At 37.0% G+C, this 22,333-nt stretch carries 20 protein-coding genes and 1 pseudogene; 16 read left to right on the top strand and 5 right to left on the bottom strand.

The annotated features are described in order from the left end of the window. The first annotated feature begins 338 nt into the window (after positions 1 to 338). The 4 genes from H1R81_RS23705 to H1R81_RS23690 all read left to right on the top strand — a co-directional run bounded on the left by H1R81_RS23705 (position 339) and on the right by H1R81_RS23690 (position 5,534). The gene (locus tag H1R81_RS23705; RefSeq protein WP_181843228.1) at positions 339 to 1,013 is read left to right on the top strand and encodes a response regulator transcription factor; all 675 of its coding nucleotides are present in this window, start codon (positions 339 to 341) and stop codon (positions 1,011 to 1,013) included. Further along, complete coding sequence (locus H1R81_RS23700) at positions 1,010 to 2,296, top strand: HAMP domain-containing sensor histidine kinase (RefSeq protein ID WP_181843227.1); 1,287 nt, start codon at positions 1,010 to 1,012, stop codon at positions 2,294 to 2,296. The genes H1R81_RS23705 and H1R81_RS23700 overlap by 4 nt, the downstream gene beginning before the upstream one ends. A gap of 89 nt (positions 2,297 to 2,385) precedes the next feature. Next, on the top strand, positions 2,386 to 4,779 hold the full coding sequence (locus H1R81_RS23695; protein ID WP_181843226.1) for a TonB-dependent receptor domain-containing protein: 2,394 nt from the start codon (positions 2,386 to 2,388) through the stop codon (positions 4,777 to 4,779). Positions 4,780 to 5,180: 401 nt separating this feature from the next. Continuing rightward, the gene (locus H1R81_RS23690) at positions 5,181 to 5,534 is read left to right on the top strand and encodes a sterol desaturase family protein (protein WP_181843225.1); all 354 of its coding nucleotides are present in this window, start codon (positions 5,181 to 5,183) and stop codon (positions 5,532 to 5,534) included. On the opposite strand, the gene H1R81_RS23685 is transcribed toward H1R81_RS23690, so the two are convergent. After that, positions 5,482 to 5,856: a DNA methyltransferase gene (locus tag H1R81_RS23685; RefSeq protein ID WP_220275297.1), complete on the bottom strand. Its 375-nt coding sequence runs from the start codon at positions 5,854 to 5,856 to the stop codon at positions 5,482 to 5,484. The genes H1R81_RS23690 and H1R81_RS23685 overlap by 53 nt on opposite strands. A 203-nt stretch (positions 5,857 to 6,059) precedes the next feature. Continuing rightward, positions 6,060 to 6,374 (bottom strand): annotated as a pseudogene (locus tag H1R81_RS23680) (DUF2958 domain-containing protein); the annotation flags it as partial. A gap of 330 nt (positions 6,375 to 6,704) precedes the next feature. Here H1R81_RS23680 and H1R81_RS23675 point away from each other — a divergent pair. Then, on the top strand, positions 6,705 to 7,469 hold the full coding sequence (locus H1R81_RS23675; protein WP_181843224.1) for a hypothetical protein: 765 nt from the start codon (positions 6,705 to 6,707) through the stop codon (positions 7,467 to 7,469). Positions 7,470 to 7,475: 6 nt separating this feature from the next. On the opposite strand, the gene H1R81_RS23670 is transcribed toward H1R81_RS23675, so the two are convergent. Further along, positions 7,476 to 9,773: a hypothetical protein gene (locus H1R81_RS23670; RefSeq protein WP_181843223.1), complete on the bottom strand. Its 2,298-nt coding sequence runs from the start codon at positions 9,771 to 9,773 to the stop codon at positions 7,476 to 7,478. 247 nt (positions 9,774 to 10,020) lie between these two features. Between H1R81_RS23670 and H1R81_RS23665 the strand changes: the two genes are divergently transcribed. Both H1R81_RS23665 and H1R81_RS23660 read left to right on the top strand, forming a co-directional pair. Next, positions 10,021 to 10,383 (top strand): hypothetical protein, encoded by a 363-nt coding sequence (locus tag H1R81_RS23665; RefSeq protein WP_181843222.1) that lies wholly within the window; start codon positions 10,021 to 10,023, stop codon positions 10,381 to 10,383. Positions 10,384 to 10,499: 116 nt separating this feature from the next. Next, a complete protein-coding gene (locus H1R81_RS23660) occupies positions 10,500 to 10,925 on the top strand; it encodes a helix-turn-helix domain-containing protein (RefSeq protein ID WP_181843221.1) in 426 nt (141 codons plus the stop codon). Positions 10,926 to 10,936: 11 nt separating this feature from the next. Here H1R81_RS23660 and H1R81_RS23655 read toward each other — a convergent pair whose 3' ends face one another. Together H1R81_RS23655 and H1R81_RS23650 are read right to left on the bottom strand one after the other, a co-directional pair. Next, a complete protein-coding gene (locus H1R81_RS23655; protein ID WP_181843220.1) occupies positions 10,937 to 12,154 on the bottom strand; it encodes a site-specific integrase in 1,218 nt (405 codons plus the stop codon). Positions 12,155 to 12,660: 506 nt separating this feature from the next. Continuing rightward, positions 12,661 to 13,689 (bottom strand): YncE family protein, encoded by a 1,029-nt coding sequence (locus H1R81_RS23650; RefSeq protein WP_181843219.1) that lies wholly within the window; start codon positions 13,687 to 13,689, stop codon positions 12,661 to 12,663. A gap of 269 nt (positions 13,690 to 13,958) precedes the next feature. On the opposite strand from H1R81_RS23650, the gene H1R81_RS23645 reads away from it, so the two are divergent. The 9 genes from H1R81_RS23645 (at position 13,959) to H1R81_RS23605 (ending at position 22,314) form a co-directional block, all read left to right on the top strand. Further along, on the top strand, positions 13,959 to 14,699 hold the full coding sequence (locus H1R81_RS23645) for a DUF4198 domain-containing protein (protein ID WP_181843218.1): 741 nt from the start codon (positions 13,959 to 13,961) through the stop codon (positions 14,697 to 14,699). Positions 14,700 to 14,822: 123 nt separating this feature from the next. Beyond that, on the top strand, positions 14,823 to 15,215 hold the full coding sequence (locus H1R81_RS23640) for a hypothetical protein (RefSeq protein WP_181843217.1): 393 nt from the start codon (positions 14,823 to 14,825) through the stop codon (positions 15,213 to 15,215). 139 nt (positions 15,216 to 15,354) lie between these two features. Then, positions 15,355 to 16,161, top strand: a complete 807-nt coding sequence (locus H1R81_RS23635) for an MbnP family protein (RefSeq protein ID WP_181843216.1) — start codon at positions 15,355 to 15,357, stop codon at positions 16,159 to 16,161. Continuing rightward, positions 16,161 to 17,201, top strand: coding sequence for a cytochrome-c peroxidase (locus H1R81_RS23630; protein ID WP_181843215.1), 1,041 nt, complete (start codon positions 16,161 to 16,163; stop codon positions 17,199 to 17,201). Before H1R81_RS23635 ends, H1R81_RS23630 begins: the two co-directional genes overlap by 1 nt. Before the next feature lie 2 nt (positions 17,202 to 17,203). Beyond that, positions 17,204 to 18,016 carry an MbnP family protein gene (locus H1R81_RS23625; RefSeq protein WP_181843214.1) on the top strand — a complete coding sequence of 271 codons (813 nt, stop codon included), beginning with the start codon at positions 17,204 to 17,206 and terminating at the stop codon, positions 18,014 to 18,016. Positions 18,017 to 18,023: 7 nt separating this feature from the next. Beyond that, the gene (locus H1R81_RS23620) at positions 18,024 to 19,529 is read left to right on the top strand and encodes a cytochrome c peroxidase (RefSeq protein WP_181843213.1); all 1,506 of its coding nucleotides are present in this window, start codon (positions 18,024 to 18,026) and stop codon (positions 19,527 to 19,529) included. 16 nt (positions 19,530 to 19,545) lie between these two features. After that, positions 19,546 to 21,045, top strand: coding sequence for a cytochrome-c peroxidase (locus H1R81_RS23615; RefSeq protein ID WP_181843212.1), 1,500 nt, complete (start codon positions 19,546 to 19,548; stop codon positions 21,043 to 21,045). After that, positions 21,045 to 21,299, top strand: a complete 255-nt coding sequence (locus H1R81_RS23610; protein WP_181843211.1) for a YHS domain-containing protein — start codon at positions 21,045 to 21,047, stop codon at positions 21,297 to 21,299. The genes H1R81_RS23615 and H1R81_RS23610 overlap by 1 nt, the downstream gene beginning before the upstream one ends. 115 nt (positions 21,300 to 21,414) lie before the next feature. Beyond that, positions 21,415 to 22,314, top strand: coding sequence for a hypothetical protein (locus tag H1R81_RS23605; protein ID WP_181843210.1), 900 nt, complete (start codon positions 21,415 to 21,417; stop codon positions 22,312 to 22,314). The last annotated feature ends 19 nt before the right edge of the window (positions 22,315 to 22,333 follow it).

Genomic DNA, 22,333 nt, shown 5'->3' with positions numbered 1-22,333 from the left:
TTTGGAAAATTATATAAGGGTTTATCTATTTGTTAACAGCATATTGTAGACACTAAACAACACTAAAATAGTGTAGAATGAAGCCCTTCATGCAGAATCAAGTATTGGAAAAAAGAATACAAACAGGCTCTGAATCTTCTTTTAAATTTATTTATTTTCTGGGACTTGAAAGAAATATTTGTCTACAATAGTAAGTAGGAGTACAGACCTTTCTAACCAAAGTTAATCACATTCTGGTCGTTTTTCATTATTTAATTTGGGTACTAATAAAATGTTTATCTACTTGATATTTTCTCTATTCCAAATTAATTCAGAATTGAATTAATACTTTTGTCAGTATGAAGATACTGGTTATAGAAGACGAAAAAGAACTGGCACAAAACATTGCCGATTACCTGGAGACAGAAAACTATCTTTGCGAATTTGCGGCAACTTATACCCAAGCCCTCGAAAAAATAAATCTGTACCACTATGACTGCATATTACTCGACCTTATGCTACCGGGTGGCAATGGATTACAACTCCTTCAAGCAATTAAGGAACAAAATAGACAAGATGGTATCATTATTATTTCGGCTAAAAATGCCATTGAAGATAAAGTAAGTGGCTTAAAATTAGGGGCGGATGATTACCTTGCAAAACCTTTTCATTTACCTGAATTATCTGCCCGTATCTATTCATTGATACGTCGCAAGCAATTCAATAATACTAACATTATTGAACAGAAGGAATTGCAGATTGACGTATTAGCAAAGACAGTAAAAGTCAATGACGAGGTTGTAACGCTAACACGTAAAGAATTTGACCTTTTACTGTTTTTTATTGGCAACAAAAATCGGGTGGTATCCAAAAGTGCATTGGCAGAATACCTTTCTGGTGATATAGCTGATATGCTTGATAACCATGATTTTATTTATGCACATATTAAAAATCTAAAGAAAAAACTTGCAGATGCGGGATGTGGAAATTATTTGAAAACCATATACGGCTCTGGTTACAAATGGGAATTATGAGTAAGTTATTAAACAAGCCCTTACGCGCTTTTACACTTTATGCCCTGATAATACTGATTCTGAGCATTCCGGCTTACTATTGGGTAGTCGATACGATATGGTTAAATGAACTTGATGTTCACAATAAAACGGTTGAAGGGCATATAAAAGATGGGTTTAAAAAAAATAATCTTAGTAGTAACCAAATAACCGAGGCCATCAATGTCTGGAGTCAGATTCAGCCGGGGGTAAAAATCAGGCAGGTTCAACCATTTGAAGTAAAGAAAGATAGTGTTTATGAAGTCATTAGGCCGAATAAATATGCGAATGAGGTTGGAGAACGTTTCAGAGGGCGTTCTACCTATTTTTACATTCAGGGCAAACCCTACCATTTATTGGTTGAAACGAATGTAGAAGAAACCCACGAAACTGTGATTGCCATAGCAGTCGTCACAATTTTGTTTTTTAGTTTACTGGTAATCGGATTTATTCTACTCAATAGAAAAATTTCCACGCAGATATGGCGGCCCTTTAAAAATACATTGAATCAGCTTAAGAGTTTTGACTTGAATAGCCAGAAGCCCATAAAATTAGCTGTTTCAGATATTGAAGAATTTGAAGAGCTAAACCAGGTGCTTACAAAACTGATAGACAATAACATTGCAGTCTATAATCAGCAAAAGCAATTTACTGAAAACGCCTCACACGAGCTGCAAACACCATTAGCTCTATTAAAATCAAAGATAGATTTATTGCTACAAGACAAAAATCTAAATAAAAAGCAGTTGGAGTTAATTACAACTTTGAATACTCCACTGGCAAGAGTATCACGTATCAATAAAAACCTTTTATTACTGGCTAAAATTGAAAACCATCAATATTCAGACGAGCAAATTATTCATCTGAATAAGGTACTAAATGAAAATATAGAGATTCTTTCAGATTATGCAGCTAATAAGCAAGTCAGCATTGAAAATCTCATCAAAGAAACCATTATGATTAATGGGAACAAACACCTTTTGGAAATTATGCTTACCAATTTGCTGGTCAATGCGATCAAACATAACATTGAGAATGGGATGATTGGCATTAACTATCAGGCGCCTGTGTTCAGCATCTATAATTCAGCCACAAACTCATTGAATAAAGATACATTATTTAAACGCTTTATATCAGCCTCATCCCAGTCACCTAATAACGGTTTGGGCCTGTCAATTGTTAAAGAAATCTGTAATCGGTATAACTGGACAATCAATTATACTTTCACCAATAATCAACATCATTTTTCTATCACTTTCCAATAAATTCAAAATTTCTACAAAATGGAGTTGCTAATTTGTGTGTTATTATCGTGCACAATTAAGAGCATTATTCAAAAATTACAACACATATAATGAAGAATCTATTTTTATTACTTTTCCTGATTCCATTGAGTAGTCTTGCGCAAATTTCAGGTGTAAGTATTTCAGGTAATGTAAAAGATCAAAGCAAAAAAGAGGCGTTGCCCTATGTAAATGTGGTACTGAAAAATGAAAAGGACAGTAGTTTTATCAGTGGAACTATTACAAATGAGGAGGGCCGATTTACCCTAAGCAATATCAAACCGGGGAATTATTTGCTGGAATTTTCCTTTACAGGTTATTCTACCAAAAAGCAACCGCTGTTTGTAGGCAATTTGAGCACTTTTTTGGATGTCGCCACAATTGACCTGGTCGAAAAAATAGAACTCCTAAGCGAAGTAACCGTAACTGCCAGGCAAGATGAAGTCAGCAATAAAATGGATAAAAAGACCTTTACTTTAGCTGATAATATCAGTCAGAGCGGCGGTTCAGTGCTACAAGCCATGCAGAACCTGCTCGGTGTAACTATTCAGGATGGCAAGGTACAATTACGGGGCAGTGATAAGATAACTGTACTAATGGATGGCAAGCAAACTGCACTGACAGGCTTTGGCAGTCAGACAAGCTTAGATAATATTCCTGCTTCTGCCATTGAGAAAATCGAAATTATCAATAATCCTTCTGCCCGTTACGATGCTAACGGAAATGCCGGAATCATCAATATTATTTATAAAGCCAATAAGCAGGAAGGTTTTAACGGCAAAGCAGGATTAGCTGGAGGATTGGGTGCTTTATGGGTAAAACAGGAGAATCTGCCTTCTATTCGTTCCCATTATCAGGCAACACCTAAAATCAACCCTTCTCTCTCGCTCAATTATCGCCGGAATAAAATCAATGCTTTTTTTCAGGGAGATTATCTATATACTAAAACCTTGAATAAAAATGAGTTCGTTGACCGATTCTATAACGATGGGGACATAGTAAGGCAACAAACCAAACGTAACCGTCGCACGAGCCTGCCAACAGCGAAAGCAGGTATCGACTGGAACATTAATAATAGCAACCTCTTAACGGTTTCAGGTTTCTTCAGTAGTGAAAAGATACTGGATAATGGTGATGAACCCTTTTTCAATGCCGATTTGACCGAAAGACGCCGCCTATGGCAGTTTCTGGAAGATGAGTTGAAAACAACGGTAATGGCATCGACAGCTTATCAGCACAAATTCAAGGAAGCAGGTCACCTACTAAATATCGGCTTTAATTATACATTCCATCGCGAAGATGAGAAATATTTCTTTACGAATATCATGCTTACCTATGCAGGTCTGGATGCCTTCAAACTGATTTCAGACGAACACGTAGGTGATTTGAATGTTGATTATATTCGTCCATTAAAATATGGACGTTTTGAAACCGGATTAAAGTTCAGACACAGAGTAATTCCAACCAATATGCTGTTTATTCCTGGTCTTAATTCACCATTGGATGTCAACGCCGGAGGAGCTGCTACTTACAAAGAAATCATTCCTGCACTTTATGGAACTTATGTATTTGAAAATCTGAAATATGAAGTAGAAGCCGGGCTACGTCTTGAGTATGTAGGCGTCCGTTATGAAGTAAATCCCAATCATAACACCTACAAAAGTGATGGTTACAATTATACGCAACCTTTCCCGAATGTGCGTCTGGCTTATAAAATCAATGACAAGAATAAGCTATCCTTTTTCTACAACCGTCGGGTTGACCGACCGAATGAGGTAGATATCCGTATTTTCCCGAAATATGATGATGCAGAAATTATTAAAATCGGGAATCCTGCCCTTGGTCCACAATTTACCAATTCGTTAGAATTGGGTTACAAAACAGGTTGGTCAAAAGGCTACTTATATTCGGCGTTTTATCATCGTATTGCTGATGGCACTATTACTCGTATTTCCAGTACTGTATCTGGTAGTAATCTGATTTACGCTATCTTCCAGAATGCCAAACGTAGTTATAATACAGGAATTGAATTATTGCTTTCGCAAGAAGTAGGTCATTTCGTCACCTTTAATCTAAATACTAATATTTATAAGAATATTATTGATGCTTTCTCAGTTCAAAACAAATATCCTACGCCGCATACGTTTTCGGCAGAGAAGCAAGAAGTAGTATCAGGTAATGTAAAATTAAGCGGCTCGATACACTTACCTAAAAAGATAGATGCTCAGTTTGTAGCCATATATCTGGCACCAGATATAATTCCCCAGGGTAAAATTGGCGCACGTTTTTCTATAGACGCAGGTATAAAAAAGACTATTGCCAGAGGGGAAATATTTTTGAATGCCACTGATTTGCTGAACATGATGGTTGTGAAGAAAGAGATTTTCGGTGATGGATTCAGATATGTAAGTAAGGACTACTACGAAACACAGGTCATTAGAGTCGGATATAGTTATAAGTTTTAGACTTTTAATCTGCAATTGTAAATGAGATAAGTATGAAATGCTTAGCGGTAGTAAAAGTTTTTTCATTGTGTTTAACTATTTTGACTTTTAAAACTACAAAAAAGAAAATTCTGTATTGTCTTGAAGGGTGTTATATGATCTTCCCTGATACAACGAACTTTATTAAAACCATTATCCAATTCAGTTACTAACGCATCTTCTTTATATTGTTTAATCGCAAGCCCACTACATTTTATTTATCTATATATTAATTGAAAATGTCCGAAATTATAGTATCATTGCCGGTATTGCATTTCTTGTTTTCTATATTTTGCTTAAAAAACGTATTTCGTTTAGGAAAATACAACTCAGATTTCCGGCATTAAAAGACTACCAGAGAGAGGTTTTCTATTCTATCGATTATGATATTTACACTTCCACCTGTGATTATGTTGCTGAATGACGCTATAAGACCTCATACCTATTATTATTCTGAAATTAACCAGTATAGTAAATCTTATTTTTATTTCGCTTTCATTTTAATGATGATAATTCATGATACTTATTTTTATTGGATGCACCGATTGATGCATCATAAATCTACTAACCCAAGTCCTTTGGCTGCGTATGCTTTTCATCCGTTGGAGGCAATTGTTGAATTAGGTATTTTTGTTTTATTATTATTTGTCATTCCCCTGCATGATTATCATCTGGTGGTTTTCTTTATAGCCAGCCTTCTATATAATGTTTACGGACATCTTGGTTTTGAACTTTAGGCGGTGGATTGCTTTTCTTCCAGAAGATGATGTTCAAAATCCTGAAATCCAATTCAGTTAATGCCTGACCAATGGAAAAGATATTGTGAATGGTTCCGCTTATCCAAAGGGCGGCATTGACTTTGATCTTCTTACGGACAAGAGCAATCCATTGTTTATTAAACGCATAGACAGAATCAAAGTCAGTCAGCTTATCCCATTTACCTTTGTTGACGGATACAATTTGCCCATTGTGGATGGAATGACCATCATTTGAAAGAAAATAAGGCGGATCAGCAAACACCATGTCAAATTCAGTATTTATTAGTGGCAAAACAGCCATTGAATCTCCATACAAGAGAGAAAAACGCTTGTCTTTAGAAATAAAATATGTTTTGAGAATGGGTTAACTCCTGTAGAATAATTTGAGAAGACTTGGGAATAATAAGAACCCTCATTCTATAAAGGCTTTGGCTTCCTTTTAATTTTCAGTGAATGGGCTAATTGTTCCAATAGACTAGTATTCTCTGTAAATTGCCGCATCTTTCGTGCTGCTTCGGCATAAACGCTTAATGGGAACTCCGCTTCAAAATACTTATCTTGCTCAATAGGTAATCCTAATGGGCCGCGAGCCTCTTTTAATTCTTCCAGAGAGACATATCCGAGTTCAGGGAAACCAAGGCCTAAATCATAAAGACCAAATGCAATAGTCGGGTCTTCATTGTCCAGCTCTGTTAAGAGCCACGTTGCCCCCGCATCAGGAGTAAATAGTTTAGCGACTGGAAAATGGTCTTTGCTCCGGTTTTTAGGCAAGCCGTTTTTCGTTAGTTCTTGAAGCTGTTTTTCAGTCAAAAGGTGCATATTCTCTCCTGTAATAATTGACAGGAGAAATGATAGTTCAATCAATGCGCATAGATTTCAAAAAGTGTGTTGATTAAGTACGGTCAAACATGAACAAGCCAGGATGATCTGTATCGGCGTGATCACTATACAAAATATATAGTGCTGACTATACATTTTCTATATCGGCTCCGAAAAGCAGCAAAGGTATAAGTTCCTAAATTGCAGGGTAAAGCGAATCACTCCACAGGCCGGAATCCATGCTCAGAAGGTCAAAGGAGAAATAGCTGTAAATCAGTGGTTTAATTTAATGAATATTAATTTGTTTCAAAACAAACACTTAATACCGTCATGATATACCTTGTGCAACTAATTTCAAAATCTTTTGAGAAGGAGGATATTTTCTGCTATACTCTACGGGTCAACACAGGGAGGAACGTGATGGCACAGTTTAGTTTTCGTCAGGGCTTAGTTACATTATTCGGTGCAATGACATTCGGTCTTGCCTCATGTGATAAAGGTGACCCGATTAATCCCTCCGGTGGCGGAACGAAGCCAGCCGAATATAAAATTGACAGCGTTGCCTCTAAATTAGACATTATCGCAGATATAGGAAATTCTGCCTTCACAGACAACGGTATCTCAGACGATGCCGGTAATGTGTATTATGGACTTGGTTCACGTGTAAACAGCAAGAATAGCGACAAGGTTTCTACAGGTGTGTCAGGTTATGATAACATCAAGTTTAATGTAAAATATAACAGAGAGAATATGGGCGTAGGCACTAACTCTGTTAAAAATGGCGAATATTACGTCCGTTCACAAAAAATCGATGAACCCATTCTCTCTTATGAGCCTGCTGATAAAGGCGGCTACTTCAAAACTATCACAGAAACAGACGAAGAAAATAAGAGAAAAGTAGTCAAGGTTATCAAGCAAATCAACGTCTTTGTGAAAGAAGCCTCTGGCATTCGTATTATGGGTTCCCGATTTGCCAATGATGAAGTTTATAAAAAATATCTTGACAACTGTGCCAGCACAAAGAGTACAGCCATCTATTCAAGCATGAACCGCCTGGATGTAAATGCAACCTCGCAGTCTGTATCGCCTTTGTAAAGTGCATTAATTAACATTGGCACATGGATTTGGTTTTGGGATTGGGCTTATCAGCCAGTTTGCTAAGGTTGTACTGACCAATCCTCCGTCTGTCAGATCGTTTGGATTTAAAAGATGATATACTGGCTTGCCCTCATTACCTAAAGTAATATGGTTGGCGAAAATCAGTAAATCGCCTCCGCCTGATCTGTATTTATCGACCGCGGCATCCATCATGTCTCTAACAGAATTATAGGCTTCACCACCTAATGCCGGGCATCCAGCAGGCTTGTCAAAATCCTGTGTCTCATCAAAAATGCCAAAGATGATCAGGCGCTTTGCCTGTGATGAAGCCAACTCACATAATACGGTAGGGTCATTGAATAAAGGTAATGAAGTTGAAGGATTCAACCTTGTGATGGAGTTATCCGGTGGCAGAGGATGATCGACTTTACTTAAATAATCTGTAAGTAATTCTTCAAAATATTGTCCTCTGACATCTATGTCAGAAGCACCCAACTTCCGTGTACATTCCCCTGCGCACATAGGCTGATTACGACCCATTATCGGATTACAAACAGGATTTGCGTCTTCTTCATTATCCGGCACTGTTGAACAATATAATCTGGGAAGGCTTTGAATAGCTCCACCATAATTACCATTTTGTAGCGCACCTGTATCCACCCAAATCTCAATACCATTACTGTTTCCACCAGTCCCACAAGGATCACCAGCGTTATTACAGGAGATAATCGGATCAGAAACAGAAGCAGGATTGCGTTTGCGCATGGCATCTACCAGAAGCTCTGACCAAATCAGGTCATTGGGTGCGGCATCCAGAGTCGCTGCTGAAATATCAGGTACAACATAGCCTCTCTCATCGGCCGTCTGCCAGATTTCCAGGCGACTGTCATTGGTTGACATTCTGCTCGTGTCCCAGGCATTAGGTGAAGGCTTGCTCATGCTCCATTCCAGAGCGACTGGAATGTTCATAGTGACATGGCGGACAATGGGAAGTCGATTATTAGGGTTAGACCCGGCAATGGCCGGACAAACGACAGTTGTATTCAGATCCCGTTCGCATTGAGCGGCGGCATAACCCACCCGGTAGATGGTTTGAGGGGTGGACACTACCTGACTGACTCCATCAACGACTTTTATCAACTGGCAACGTCTGGTCAGATACCGGGCTGTCAGTTTTCCATACCAGCCCTTCCCGCAATCTCTGTTTTCTGTGGCGTTGCCGATTAGATCACCATTAGCGTTTAACTGCATGGGTGAATAAGGATTAATGGTAAATCGTGGGGGTGGCGTATCCTGATCACACTTGAGATAAGTTTTGGGTTCAGGATTATAGGGTTCAGCATCACAGGTATTGGAGCCATCCTTATTTTTTCGGCAGAAGAAAGTATAATACCCCGGCCCATTGTTTTCCAGTTCCTGCTTTAAACTGGAAACTTGCAGTTCGATTACATCATCGGCGGGTTTGGCGATGTCCTGGCTGGGATCACGACAATACGTGTTGATTTCCTGTGAAGTAGCAGGGGGCAATGTCGTTGCCAAATTAGGCGTACATTCCCAGGATTTATTCAGTCGTTGAATTTCATTGGTTACATTGCCAATCTTGATAGTGCCTGTTTCTTTGGTGGTTTCATTATCAGCAAATTTGAGTTGGCAGATTTGTTCACGTTTGATTACTCCATCAGTTCCGGTGGGACAAGGTAGCGTTATATCCCTTTTGAAAGTCGGCTGGGTAGTTTTCTTTGGATCAGGCAAGCCACCCAAGCCGTCAGGTGCGAGAAAACCTGCTACAAAGATGGGTGAACCCTCCACAATATCATCTCCAGCAGCACAACCCAATTCTATTCCCTTTTTAGGTAATTGAACATTATTAGCGTTTTTCATGCCGACAGCATCATTTCCAAATTTAAGAGCTAAAGAAGCCGCCATTGTATTTCCCTGTTGTTTCAGGCTGGCAACTCCGGCAGGTGTTTGCGTGAAGTAGGCAATTGCTCCATATTTCCCACAGGAACTGACATGAATGCCCGTGGGTGGAACAGGTTTAGGATTGTTCTGAACAGTAAAATCTGTGGGCTTATCAGAGAGGATTTTACCATCATCCTGCAAAGGGGTTTTGCGTTTCATTTGGGAAGCGACCAGATAGCCGGACAGATTTTGAGCAGAGGTTGCCAGACTTCCGGCCATATTTTCAATATGCGCCCGTTGATTAATAGCATTGTACCGGGCGGAAACATCGCCCTCATCCGGGAGACAGCCACTTAATAGGGCAACGGATAACAGGAAGTGGATTTTTCGCAAAAGCATGAAAATGGCCTTAGGATCAGGGGTCAATCATAAGGATACAATAAAAAGCTATCAATTTGTTAAATGTGGCAGGCAACTTGCCTTTTATATACAGAATTGTAAGATACCTGAGAAGCCTTTCAGGGCTTTAGGGTGTGGAAACCTTTTAAGTGGCGGTTTGTGATCGTCAACTCACTCCTCGATTTGTCGGGGAGGCCCAAATGTATGTTCAGCCCGGATGGGCAAAGATTTGGGCAGCCATCCACTTATGGCTTTCCAACTCCCTGACACCATCGAGGGGGGCTATATGAACATACAGAATACGCTCTATAATTCCGGGTGCTATCCAACTCCTTTGTATATGAAACAGTGGATGGCTAATCATTACGTTATTATGATTGGTGATAGGATTGCCCGAACCAGATATTTTTGTGAAAAGCCTATTGGTTACAAAGAACTGGCGACTTTGTTTAATCAATGGCAAATACCTACAACGAATGATGATAAACTGGACAAATGGACAGATCAGAGCATTCAGGAAGTATTCTTTAGATATCTTGCTCTCTTAGAAATTACCGAACAGGATATAATCAAGGTTTATCCGAATTTCCATGAATTGGGGATACCGTAGGGTAAAAGATTGGATCCGAAAGTTTTGATTTAGCACCAAGATAAAAGGTTTTATTTTATTACATTTGTTTGTCAATATAGATTTAGTATAGTATCACTATATATTTTATAAATGTCATGCACACAGGAGAGAAAATTAGGAGTATTAGAGTTTTAAAAGGCCTATCACAAGAAAATATGGCAGAGATGTTAAATATGAGCATTTTAGCTTATGGTAATTTAGAACGTGGAACATCAAATGTTTCAAAGGAAAGGCTCGTGAGAATTGCTGAAATACTCAATGTAACAGTTGACTTTATTAGAAGTTTTGGTGAAAGAATACAATACATTTTCGACCAGTGTTCTGGACCAATATTTGGGGTTAATTCAGAAAATGTACAAAATACTAATAACAATGATGCGCGCGAACTGCAACATGAAAATGAAAAACTACAATTGCAGATTGAGAAACTTAAATTAGAAATTGAAAAAATAACTATAGAAAAAGAAAAAGTCGAATTAGAATTAAAATTCTACCGTGAGAAAATAGTATCAGACAATTAATGATATTCTATCTAGTCTCCAATCACTGCATCCAATGCATCGTCAGCAGTCTTATTTATAAAATTCGCCTGATATCCGATAGTTGTTGTAATATTGGAATGACGGTAAAGCTTTTGGAGCATTTGGATAGGTATTTTTTCTCCTGATATATTGCCAAAAGTATGACGTGAGATATGGAGAGTTAGAGGTTTAGAAAGTTCTGCCAGTTTCGCAATTTCGGTAAGAGCCTTATTTAGCCTTTTAACGGCATAAGATATTTTACGTTGGACATTATAAGTATCATCTAAACTGTCTAAGACTTTCAGTTCAGGGAATATCAGGTCATTTTTTCGTTCTTCTTGGCGATACTGGTCAATAATCTTCAAAGCCTTGTCAGGTACTTTGAGAGACCCTGCTTTGAGGTTTTTACCCATCGCATAAAATAATCGGTCATTTTGAAGGTCAGACCATTTCATCCTCAGAACATCTGAAATACGAACCCCTGCGAAGTAGAATGAAAAAAGCCAAATATTCCGAGCATGGTTAAGATAACTATTGGTTGGCAGTTCCAATGTCTCAATAGTTTTAACTTCCTCTGGTACAAGACCCATCTTTACAGAGTCTGGGAATTTAATAGCGACCTTGCCTTTCCCGAATGGATAGTTCTTGCTATCAATCAGGCCGCTTTTGATGGCCTGGTTATAAATAGTACGAATAATCAGGAGGTGATTGACAATTGTCCTTTCGGATATATTTCTTGTGGATTTCAGGTAGGCCTGGAAGCGTTTTAAAAGCAAGACGTTTATGTCGGCAAAAGCAATATCTTGGTTACCTAGAAACTCTTTAAAATGATTAATTCGTGTCTGGTCAGTTTTGATACGATTGTACTTCCCAGCCTTTTGCATGTTATCGATAAAAATAGCCGCTTGGGCAAAGAAAGAGGTTTCCTGTTTGGATGGCGAAACCTCTTTCCGCACAGCCCCTAAGGTTACTCTTTCCTTATTTCCTTGTAAGGAGATTAAACTATCACTTGCTTCAGCTTTCTTTTGAAGAATCAAATTATTTAGACGAACAGAATTAGGATGAGATTTTCTTACTTTTTGATTGGCAACATCCCAATCTACTTCTTTTAAGTTATAGCCCAAATGAAAGAAAGTAGTTTTTCGATCTACTGTAATGCGAATTGCTAGGGGGTAAGTGCCATCGCTGATTTTCTTCTTACGGAGAACAATTTTTACGGATGATGCCATAGGGAATTATTATCTTATTGGATGCTTCACAGCAAAGATAATAAAAACGGGTACAACATAGGTACAACAAATCAAAGTTTTTTATGATGTTTCTTGGTTTTATTTTTTTGTAAGTAACTGATAGTAAGGGTAATCAAAACCATTAAACACCATATCAATCCAAATCGGGTAGGATTCATAACCCTAAGGTCGGCAGTTCGATCCTGCTCCCCGCTACTGAGTTCGAAAAGCCTTGATTATCAAGGCTTTTAGCATTTTAATACACTACTCTTGACACAAACTTTAATGCACCCCAGAAATTTAAAAAACTTAAGAAGTGACGCATAGGGTTTTATTAGTTCATAAATAAAAATGAAGTAATATTGCTGAACACTTCTAAATAGTCTTCTAAATGCTTTTATTAAGAAATTTTAAACATCATTCAGTACTTTTTTTACGCAGCAAATGACATTCGTATTTGAAGCTTAATATTGTTTAGTTTTAACCAAAGTAAAAATTAAACTGTTTTATTCGCTCAATACAATTCCATTTGGTGATTTACCAACTTGAATATCAGCTATTTTTTGATGCTTAGTTACATTTATAACAGATATTGTGTTTTCTCCTTGATTGACTATATAAGCGGTTTTACCATCTTTGGAAAACTTTATGGCACATGTTTCTTTTCCAGTAGTTATAGCAGTTTTTAAAACCCAGGTATTATTCTTTCGTTCAAAACAGGCAACTTTATTCTCTCCTGCCTGACATATCCAGAGCTCGTTCAGCGATCTATTAAAAGCTATTTGTCCTGGTTTAAAACTAAGGTCTAAAAACTCGTAAGTCTCAAGCGTTGTTTCGTTGACAATACTTATTGTCTTAAGGTTTTTATTTTCTACGTAAATATTTCCGTCATTTCCTGTCCATACATTCGTAGGAAATGGGTCAACTTTAATATACTTCTTTATTTGTTTTAATTGAGTATCTATTGCTAAAATGAAACTACTTTCTTCTAACGCTACAAATGCATGGTATCCATTTTTAGAAAATATAATTTCGGTTGGGTCTGCTCCTAAAGAAAAAACAGCTTTTTGTGTACCTGTTTTGGCATCGAAAACATACATTTGTCCGGAGTGCGTCGTTGCTGCGGACCATATCTCAGCATTATCATTTGAAAAGACCGCATTAAAATTCGGCTTGGGCAAAGATAAATTTAATAAAATTTTACCATTTTCCGAATCCAGCGAAATAACACCTCCCTTTTTGCCCATAGATTGATGTAATAAATCATGACTCTGAACAAAATCAAATTCAGGAACAGCGACTATTAATTTTTTTCTATCCGGCGATAAGGCAATATGATGGGGGAAACGTCCTTTTACAGGTAATTGGAAAGTTTTTTTTACATTCAAGGCTCTAAGGTCAATTACCGAAATACTATTGTTGCCTCCATTTACTACATAGGCAACCGGAAATTTATTTCTTCGTTTGATATGTATAAATTTTTTTTCACATGATATTAGGATTAAAAATAAACAAAAGTAGCAAGTTAGTCTCATCTCAAAGAATTATTGTAGTTTTTCAGCTGTCAATTTTTAAAACCTGGAATTCTTAAAGCCAATTAATGACAGAATAAATTCTTAAACAACATTTGACTATCATGAAAACTCAAATAAGCAACGAATATTTTACTTCTATGTTAATAAAATGGAGTAATTTTGTCTGAAAGGAATAAAACTACCTGATTCTATCCTTTTTTAATTCTTTTACGCTTAGGATAAAGAAAATTACTGGTACATTAAGTATTGTTTTTATTTCATCGCTGCTGATGATGGCGCATGAATTCTGGCTCGAACCATGTAGGTTTATTTTGGAAGCCGGGGAAAAATTACAGTTGAAAATATTTGTAGGGGAAGGGTTTGCAGGTGAAGAGATTGACTTTACAAAATTTAAAGTAGCTAAATATACACATTACACACCTGATGGAGAACGAAATACCAGTGGTAGCTTAAATGAGCAGCAACTGAACGATTTTCTGAGATTTGAAAAAGAAGGGAATCTTTTAATTGCCTTGAATAATACTAATAAGCACATAGAATTGGAAGCCGATAAATTTAATGATTATCTGAAAGAAGAAGGACTGGAAGGCATATTGGCATGGAGGAAATCGCATAATGCCCTGAATAAAAAAGGCCGGGAAATGTACCAGCGTTGCGTCAAAACTCTCATACAGGTTGGGAAAAAGTATAATGAAGTATATAGCCAAAATACAAGGATGCGATTGGAACTTATTCCTCAGCAAAACCCTTATACTGCAAAGCAATCACTAACATTTCAGGTACTGTTTGATAATAAGCCAATAAATAAGGCTCTTGTGTTGGTATGGCAAAAAGGAATAGAAAAAAACGTAGTAAGAAAACTGAGGACTGATAAATCTGGTAAAGTATCCTTTAATTTTGAACCTCAAGGAGTATATATGGTCAGCACAGTACATATGATTCCTTATGGAAAAACTGATGAAGCCGATTGGCAAAGCTATTGGGGAAGTTATACTTTCGGTTTTAAATAAGCGGTTCACTCTTACAATTAATCGATTGATTTTCGTTTTATAAGAAGATTTTAGAAATGATGATATTAGTCATGTTTTTTTAAAATATACTTTTATCATGCTTTATCTATTATATTTGTAGCCATGTTTCGCTTCAAGCAAATAGCACTTGTTTTTCTTTCACTGGCATTAGTAGTGAAGTCTTTCATTGTGCCTTTTATTTGCCTGGATTATGAGCTTCGCAAAGATTTTATCATCAAGAATTACTGCGTTAATAAAAATAAGCCTGAATTGCATTGCGATGGTAAATGTTTTTTAGCAAAAAAAATTCAGGCACAGACCGAAAAAGAAGAACAAAGTGCACTTCAGAACTTTATTTATAGACTTTTAGAAATCAACACATTTGAAATTCAGAATGATTTTGATTTTACAAATATGGTTGATATCAGGGATTCTTCTGTAAGAAATTACGCATTTACCGAAAACAATACAATTGATTTTTCATCTTCTGTTTTTCACCCACCAGCTTGCGCTTAGAACACGCAATTAGCTATTTTAGCCACAAAACTCTTTGTGGTTTCCAATTTCTATTTTTATAATTTTTCAAACAAAACACATGTATTTGCCGGGATCTGTACATTCATATCCTCAGATACTTACGTATATATTTAAGATAATGAAAAACTTCTCATATTTATTTATTGCAATTCTTATTTCTATAATTACTGTATCGTGTCAGAAAGATGATGAAATTAATCCGAATGATAAAAACACTGTTATTCTTGAATTTGATAATCGTATAGGCGACCAGAAACTTGTTTTAGGGACAACTACGGCAAAAAACTCTCTCAACGAAGATTTTACCGTTACACGTCTGAATTATTTTGTTTCTAATGTTTCTTTAAAAAATGAGAATGGAGATGTAGTAAAGTTTAATGATAAATATTTCCTGGTAAAACATTCAGACCCTACTTCATGGTTGATTAAACTGGAAAATGTTCCGGCTGGCAATTATAATGAAGTTTCATACATGATTGGAGTAGATAGTTTGAAATCAATATCTGATGTAAGTCAAAGAACTGGGGTTTTAGACCCGGCATCTTATGGAGATGATAATATGTACTGGTCTTGGAATTCGGGCTATATTTTCTTTAAGATGGAAGGGAAATCGAGTGCTATTCCAATGAATATGATGAATATGACAGAGTACCAGTTTCACATTGGGGGTTTTGGTGGTATGACAGGAAAAACTCCGAATAATCTGAAAAATATTACTTTACCTATGGCAATCTCAGCACAGGTAAGAGGAGATGTATCTCCACAGATTCATATTATTAATGATGTCCAGAAGGTTTTTAGTGGAGTAAATCAGATAAGTATTGCTAAATCTTATATGACTCATACACCTGATGCAGGTATATTTATTGGTCAGAATTACGCCAAGAGTTTCATTGTAGACCATGTGCACAACGAAAAAGACTGATGAAATCGAAATTTATTATTCTGGTGGTTAGTAGCTTAATGTATCTGGGAGTCGCCTGTTCGAAAGACGATTCCCAGGTAGTTAAACCAGAAGAACTGTTTACTGTTCCTGCTAACTTTCCGAAACCTTTGTATGATTTCTCTAAAAACCCAGTTACAAATAATGGTTTTGAGTTAGGGAAAGCACTTTTTTTCGATGGGAACCTTTCAAGGGATGGAACAATTTCCTGTGCTGAATGCCACAATCAGGCGTATGCATTCACTCATCATGGACACGATTTAAGTCATGGCATTGATAATAAGGTAGGTATCAGAAATGCTCCACCGATTCAGAACATGGCTTTTCAGAAAGAGTTCTTCTGGGATGGTGGGGTATTTGATCTGGATTTGTTTTCTATTGCTCCCATTGAAAATCCGGTGGAAATGGATGAAAAATTGGGAAATGTATTAGAAAAATTACGGAAACAGGAAAAATATACCACGCTTTTTCAAAAGGCTTATGGAAGTAAGGAAGTTACGACTGAAAGATTTCTGAAAGCGCTTTCGCAATTTATGCTCGCACTGGTTTCTGCTAATTCACGGTATGATAAGTATGTGAGAAAAGAAGCTGGAGGAACATTGACAACTGATGAATTCGCAGGACTGGAAATCTTTAAACAGAAATGTGCTTCCTGTCATGCAGGCGAACTTTTTACTGACCACTCTTATCGGAACAACGGACTGCCCGTTTATAACAAAAATGATACAGGCAGACAGCGCATTACCGCAGCGGGAGATGATAGCTACAAGTTTAAAGTACCAAGCCTGAGAAACATTGCGGTGACTGCTCCCTATATGCATGATGGCCGTTTTTACAGCCTTGATGCCGTATTAAATCATTATTCAGATGGAATAGTTGAGTCGAAGACGCTGGACAGCCTTTTGAGGACAAATCAGAGATTAGGGATTGCTCTTAATAAAGACGAAAAAACAAAATTGATTGCCTTTTTGAAAACATTAACTGACGAAGAATTTTTGAAAAATAAAAAATTTGGCATTTAACAATGAAGAAAATAATCTTTATCCTTCTATGTGCCGTTTCATTAGCAAACGCGCAAAAGACCGGCTCCATAAGCATTCATTTTGATCATGTTATAGGTAATGAGCCTTTGGTACTAAACGATAAAAAATACAAAAATGCAGATGGAGACGAATTTAAGGTTTCTCTGTTTCAGTATTTTATAAGTAATATCAGACTTATCAGAAAAGATGGGTCAACTTATGTTATGCCACAGGATCAATCCTATTTCCTGATTCGAGAAAGCAATAAAGGTAGCAAAACTATTACGCTTGCCAATATACCAAAAGGGAAATTTACCGCTATCAGTTTTTTGATTGGAATAGATAGTGCCAGAAATGCCTCAGAAATAGGACAACGTAAGGGGTGCCTCGATGTGGCAGGTGAAGCAAAAGATATGTACTGGGCCTGGAATTCAGGCTATATCTTCGTGAAAATGGAGGGTACAAGTATTCAATCAACTGCAAAAAATAACATCTTTATGTACCATATTGGCTTGTTCGGAGGTATTGGAAATAAAAAGACTCTCAACAATATCCGCTATGCTACAATTGATTTTGGCGGAGAAACCTTAAGAGTGAAAGACAATAAGTTTGTTCCGGTGATTACCATTAAAACCGATGCAAGTAGGTTGCTGAATGGCGACACCAATGTTGAAATAGCAAAAAATCCAACTGTAATGGGTGGACCTTTTTCAGCTAAAATAGCAGAAAATTATAAAACCATGTTTTCGTTTGCAGGTTTAGATAAACTAACAACCGACATTGATAAAAACAGAAAGGCTTTGGGAATGAACTAAAACAGGCATGAGAAAAGAGACTAAAATATTTTTATTATTATCAGGAGTTGCTTTTCTATCATTTAAAAGCATCACCGGGCCTGAGCTCTTTTCTGTTCCAACTAATTTTCCCAGACCAACTTATCATTTCGACAGTAATCCACTAAGCAGGGCAGGAGTAGAATTGGGCAAGACTTTGTTTTATGATTCCATCATTTCATCAGATAATACAGTCAGTTGTGGTAGCTGTCACCAACAATCTGCCGGGTTTACACAGCATGGGCACGTTTTGAGCCATGGAGTAAATGACCAGCTTACAAAGCGCAATTCAATGCCTTTGTTTAATCTTGCATGGTCTGGCAGTTTTGGTTGGGATGGGGGTGTCCATGATCTGGATTTCTTTGCCGTTTCGCCCATTACCAATCCGGTTGAAATGAATGAGTCTTTGGCCAATGTTCTTGAAAAACTCCGTAGTTCGCCACAATATCCTGCTTTATTTAAAAGTGCCTTTGGTACGGAAGAAATCAACACAGAAAGGTTTCTGAAGGCACTTTCTCAATTTATGCTGACAATGGTCTCTGCCAACTCCAGATATGACCATTATATGCGCTACGAAGGTATAGAATTTACCAAAACAGAACTGGAGGGCATGGAACTTTTCAAAAAGAAGTGCGCCTCCTGCCACTCAGGCGAGCTATTTACTGATTTTTCATTCCGGAATAATGGTTTGACACATTTGACTGAAAATGACTTTGGACAGTTTGAGGTTAATCAGAATGAAAACGACAAGTTTAAATTCAAGGTGCCCAGTCTCAGGAATCTGTCTTATACCGCTCCTTACATGCACGATGGCAGATTTACAACCTTAGAAGAAGTGTTGGAACACTATGATTCAAAAGTTGAAAAGACAGATTTTCTTGATAAGGCGTTGAATAAGGATGGCAGATTGGGTATAGCGTTGACACCAGATGAAAAACAAAAAATCATGGTATTTCTGAAAACATTGGATGATGAGGATTTTGTGAAAAATCCAATTTTTTCTGAAGGCTCTCTTCTTAATCCCATTCTTGCTAAGAATATTAACGATGATTTGATGAATTTTAAAATTACAGATAAAACCCAAAGAGAATTGTTGAACCAATGTGTGGAGTCATATCTGAAAATCAAATCTGCCATTCAGGCTAACAAAAGCAAAGTTGCCGGCAATGAAGCTAAAAAACTGATGAAGGTATTAGCTAAAATGAATATTCAAGAAGTATCACAGAAAGAGTTTTTTAGAAAATATCAGGACAAATTATTTTTTGATGCTGAACATATTTTTGAAGGTGAGCAATCTACGGACCATCAACTGGATCATTTTAAGGACTTGTCAGATCATTTATATATTCTCATTGCCTCATTCAAAGCTTATGAGCAGACTTTATATTTCAATCAATGTCAGGAATCAGCAATGGATTGGCTAAGTGATATTCCGACGGATCTGTTTGTTGTAAAAAATTGTAAAGAAATACAAACAAAAATCTTAACCAAGTAATAGTTAATTTACCTAAATGAAAGTTAGGATTAAAATAGGAGTTGTGTCAATGGGAATTGCTTTTTTATCAATCAAGAGCATTCAGGAGCCTGCACTTTTTTCCGTGCCTTCCAATTTCCCTGGACCCGGTTATCATTTTGAAGGTAATCCAATTACTAAAGCAGGAGTAGATTTGGGTAAAACCTTATTTTATGATGCGCTTCTTTCGTCTTATAATACCATCAGTTGTGGTAGCTGTCATCAGCAATCAGCCGGATTTACACAACATGGCCACATGTTGAGCCATGGTGTTAATGACAGGCTAAGCAAACGAAATGCTATGCCATTGTTCAATCTTGCGTGGTCGAGTAGTTTTGGTTGGGATGGGAGTGTAACTCAACTGGATTCTTTTGCGGTATCACCAATTACCAATCCGGCAGAAATGGATGAATCTTTTGAAAACATACTCGAAAAGCTTCGCACCTCCACACTCTACCCCGACATGTTTGAGAAAGCATTTGGTAGTGGTGAAATCAATTCGGAAAGACTGTTAAAAGCTCTTTCGCAATTTATGATAACAATGGTTTCAGCTAACAGTAAGTATGACCACTATAGCAGGAATGAAGGAGTTAAGTTTTCAGAGGCTGAATCAGAGGGGCTGAATTTATTTAAGCAAAAATGTGCATCATGTCACTCGGGAGAGCTATTTACTGATTTCTCATTCAGAAATAATGGATTAATCATGAGTGATGATGACAAAGGTCGCTTTGAGATAACAAAGCGTGAAACTGATAAATATAAATTTAAAGTGCCAACACTTCGGAATCTGACCTATTCGGCACCGTATATGCACGATGGCAGATTTACGACCTTAGAGGAAGTACTGGAACATTATTCCTCTAAAGTTGTAAAATCACCTTCGTTAGATGCTAAACTTGAGAACAACGGCAAAGCTGGGATTTTCCTTAATACCGATGAACAACAAAAGATTATTGCTTTTCTGAAAACACTTGATGATGAAAATTTTATACAAAATTTATCATTTTCAGAAAGTACCCTTGTCAATGAAATTCCGAGGAAAAATATTGACGCGGAACTGAGGAATTTCAGGATAACGGATGTAGCAACAAGAGCATTATTCAATAAGAGCATTGATTTGTATCTGGCTATTAAATCGGCAATTGAGATAAAAAACAGTTTGCAGGTGGCAGACTTGGCAAGAACCTTTATTAAAACGCTCAACAGGATTCGTATCACAGATACGGAACCAAATGGATTCTTTGAGAATTATCAGCAGAAGCTCTTTATTGATGCCAGGCGCATTATTGAAGGAGAGAATTTTTTTGCACACCAATTAGATTATTTTGATGAACTTTCAGCGCATTTCTATATTCTGATTGCTTCATTTAAAGTCAATGATAAAGTGCTTTATTTCAATGAATGTTTAAAATCAGATACCAAATGGCTGAGTGATTCGCCCAATGATGCTTCAATCAGTGCAAATTGTAATGATATACAAACTAAAACTTTAAAATAATGAAAAATTACCTTGTTTTGTTCGCTTTTAACTTTTTCTACTATCTGACTTATGCGCAGGAACCTGTTGCAAAAAGCAATGGGCAGAAAGAAAATAAAACATTAGAGAAAGACGGCAAAGACCCTGTTTGTGGCATGAAAGTAAAAAAAGGAACAACTTTTGTAAGGTTGTATAAAGAAAAGCAACATGGTTTTTGCGGAAAAGCCTGTAAAGAGAGATTTGATAAAGAACCTGAAAAGTATATAAAAAAATGAACAGCAAAAAAGCTCATATTAATCATGACTTTTTCATTGTCATGTCTTCCAGTGTTGGGAAATAGAAAAACAAGCAATTACGCGATTAAAATTAGTGAATTTGTAGATAAAAGATATGAAAAAAATATTCATTGTATTGTTGATAATCAGCCAGTTTGATACCCTTGCCTGTGATATTTGTGGCTGCGCCAATGGGAGTGCCTTCGTTGGGCTTACACCTCGGGCAGGTACACAATTTATTGGGCTAAGGTATCGATATCGTAGTTATGATTCGCATCTTAACAGTATATTGCTAAAGACCCGTGAGACTTTTCAAACAGCCGAATTATGGGCGAGATTTTACCCGGTCAAAAATCTTCAAATAATGGCATTTCTTCCGTACAATTCCAATTATCAGCTATTGTTAAACAGTAAGACCGAGACTTTGAAAAATGGGATTGGAGATGCAATTGTGCTTGCACATATAAATGTGTTCAATACTTTTCAGGATACAACCAATACCAGCCATTTTTATCAAAGTCTGATGATCGGTGGCGGCGTGAAACTGGCTACAGGAAAATTTGAGTATGGGTATGAAAATGAAATCAACCCGAATTTTCAGTTAGGTACAGGTAGTACCGATTTCCTGTTAAGTGCCATTCATACGATTAAATTTCATAACTGGGGTTTAAACACAGAAATTGGCGGGAGAATCTCAACCAGAAGCAATGATAAATACCGTTTTGGAAATCGAATGAATGGTTCAATGACTGCCTTTTACTCCAAAGCCTGGGGAGCTTTTTCTGTTATGCCGAATGTTGGAGCTATAGTGGATTATGGTTTTCGGGATTTAAAAGAAGGAAAACGAAATTCACAGACGGGAGGTATTGCGGCAATGGCCAATTCCGGACTTGAATTATATTACCTCAGATTTAATGTAGGTGTTTCCTATAAACTCCCTGTTTATCAGAATCTGGGTGAGGGAGAGCTTAAATCATTGCCTCAATATGGTGTGAGCTTTACTATGAATTTCTAAAATCTATTCATTCAGAAAT

This window comes from Emticicia sp. BO119, from assembly GCF_013912375.1.
Lineage (GTDB): Bacteria > Bacteroidota > Bacteroidia > Cytophagales > Spirosomataceae > Emticicia.
This window is presented reverse-complemented; position numbering and strand designations above follow the sequence as displayed.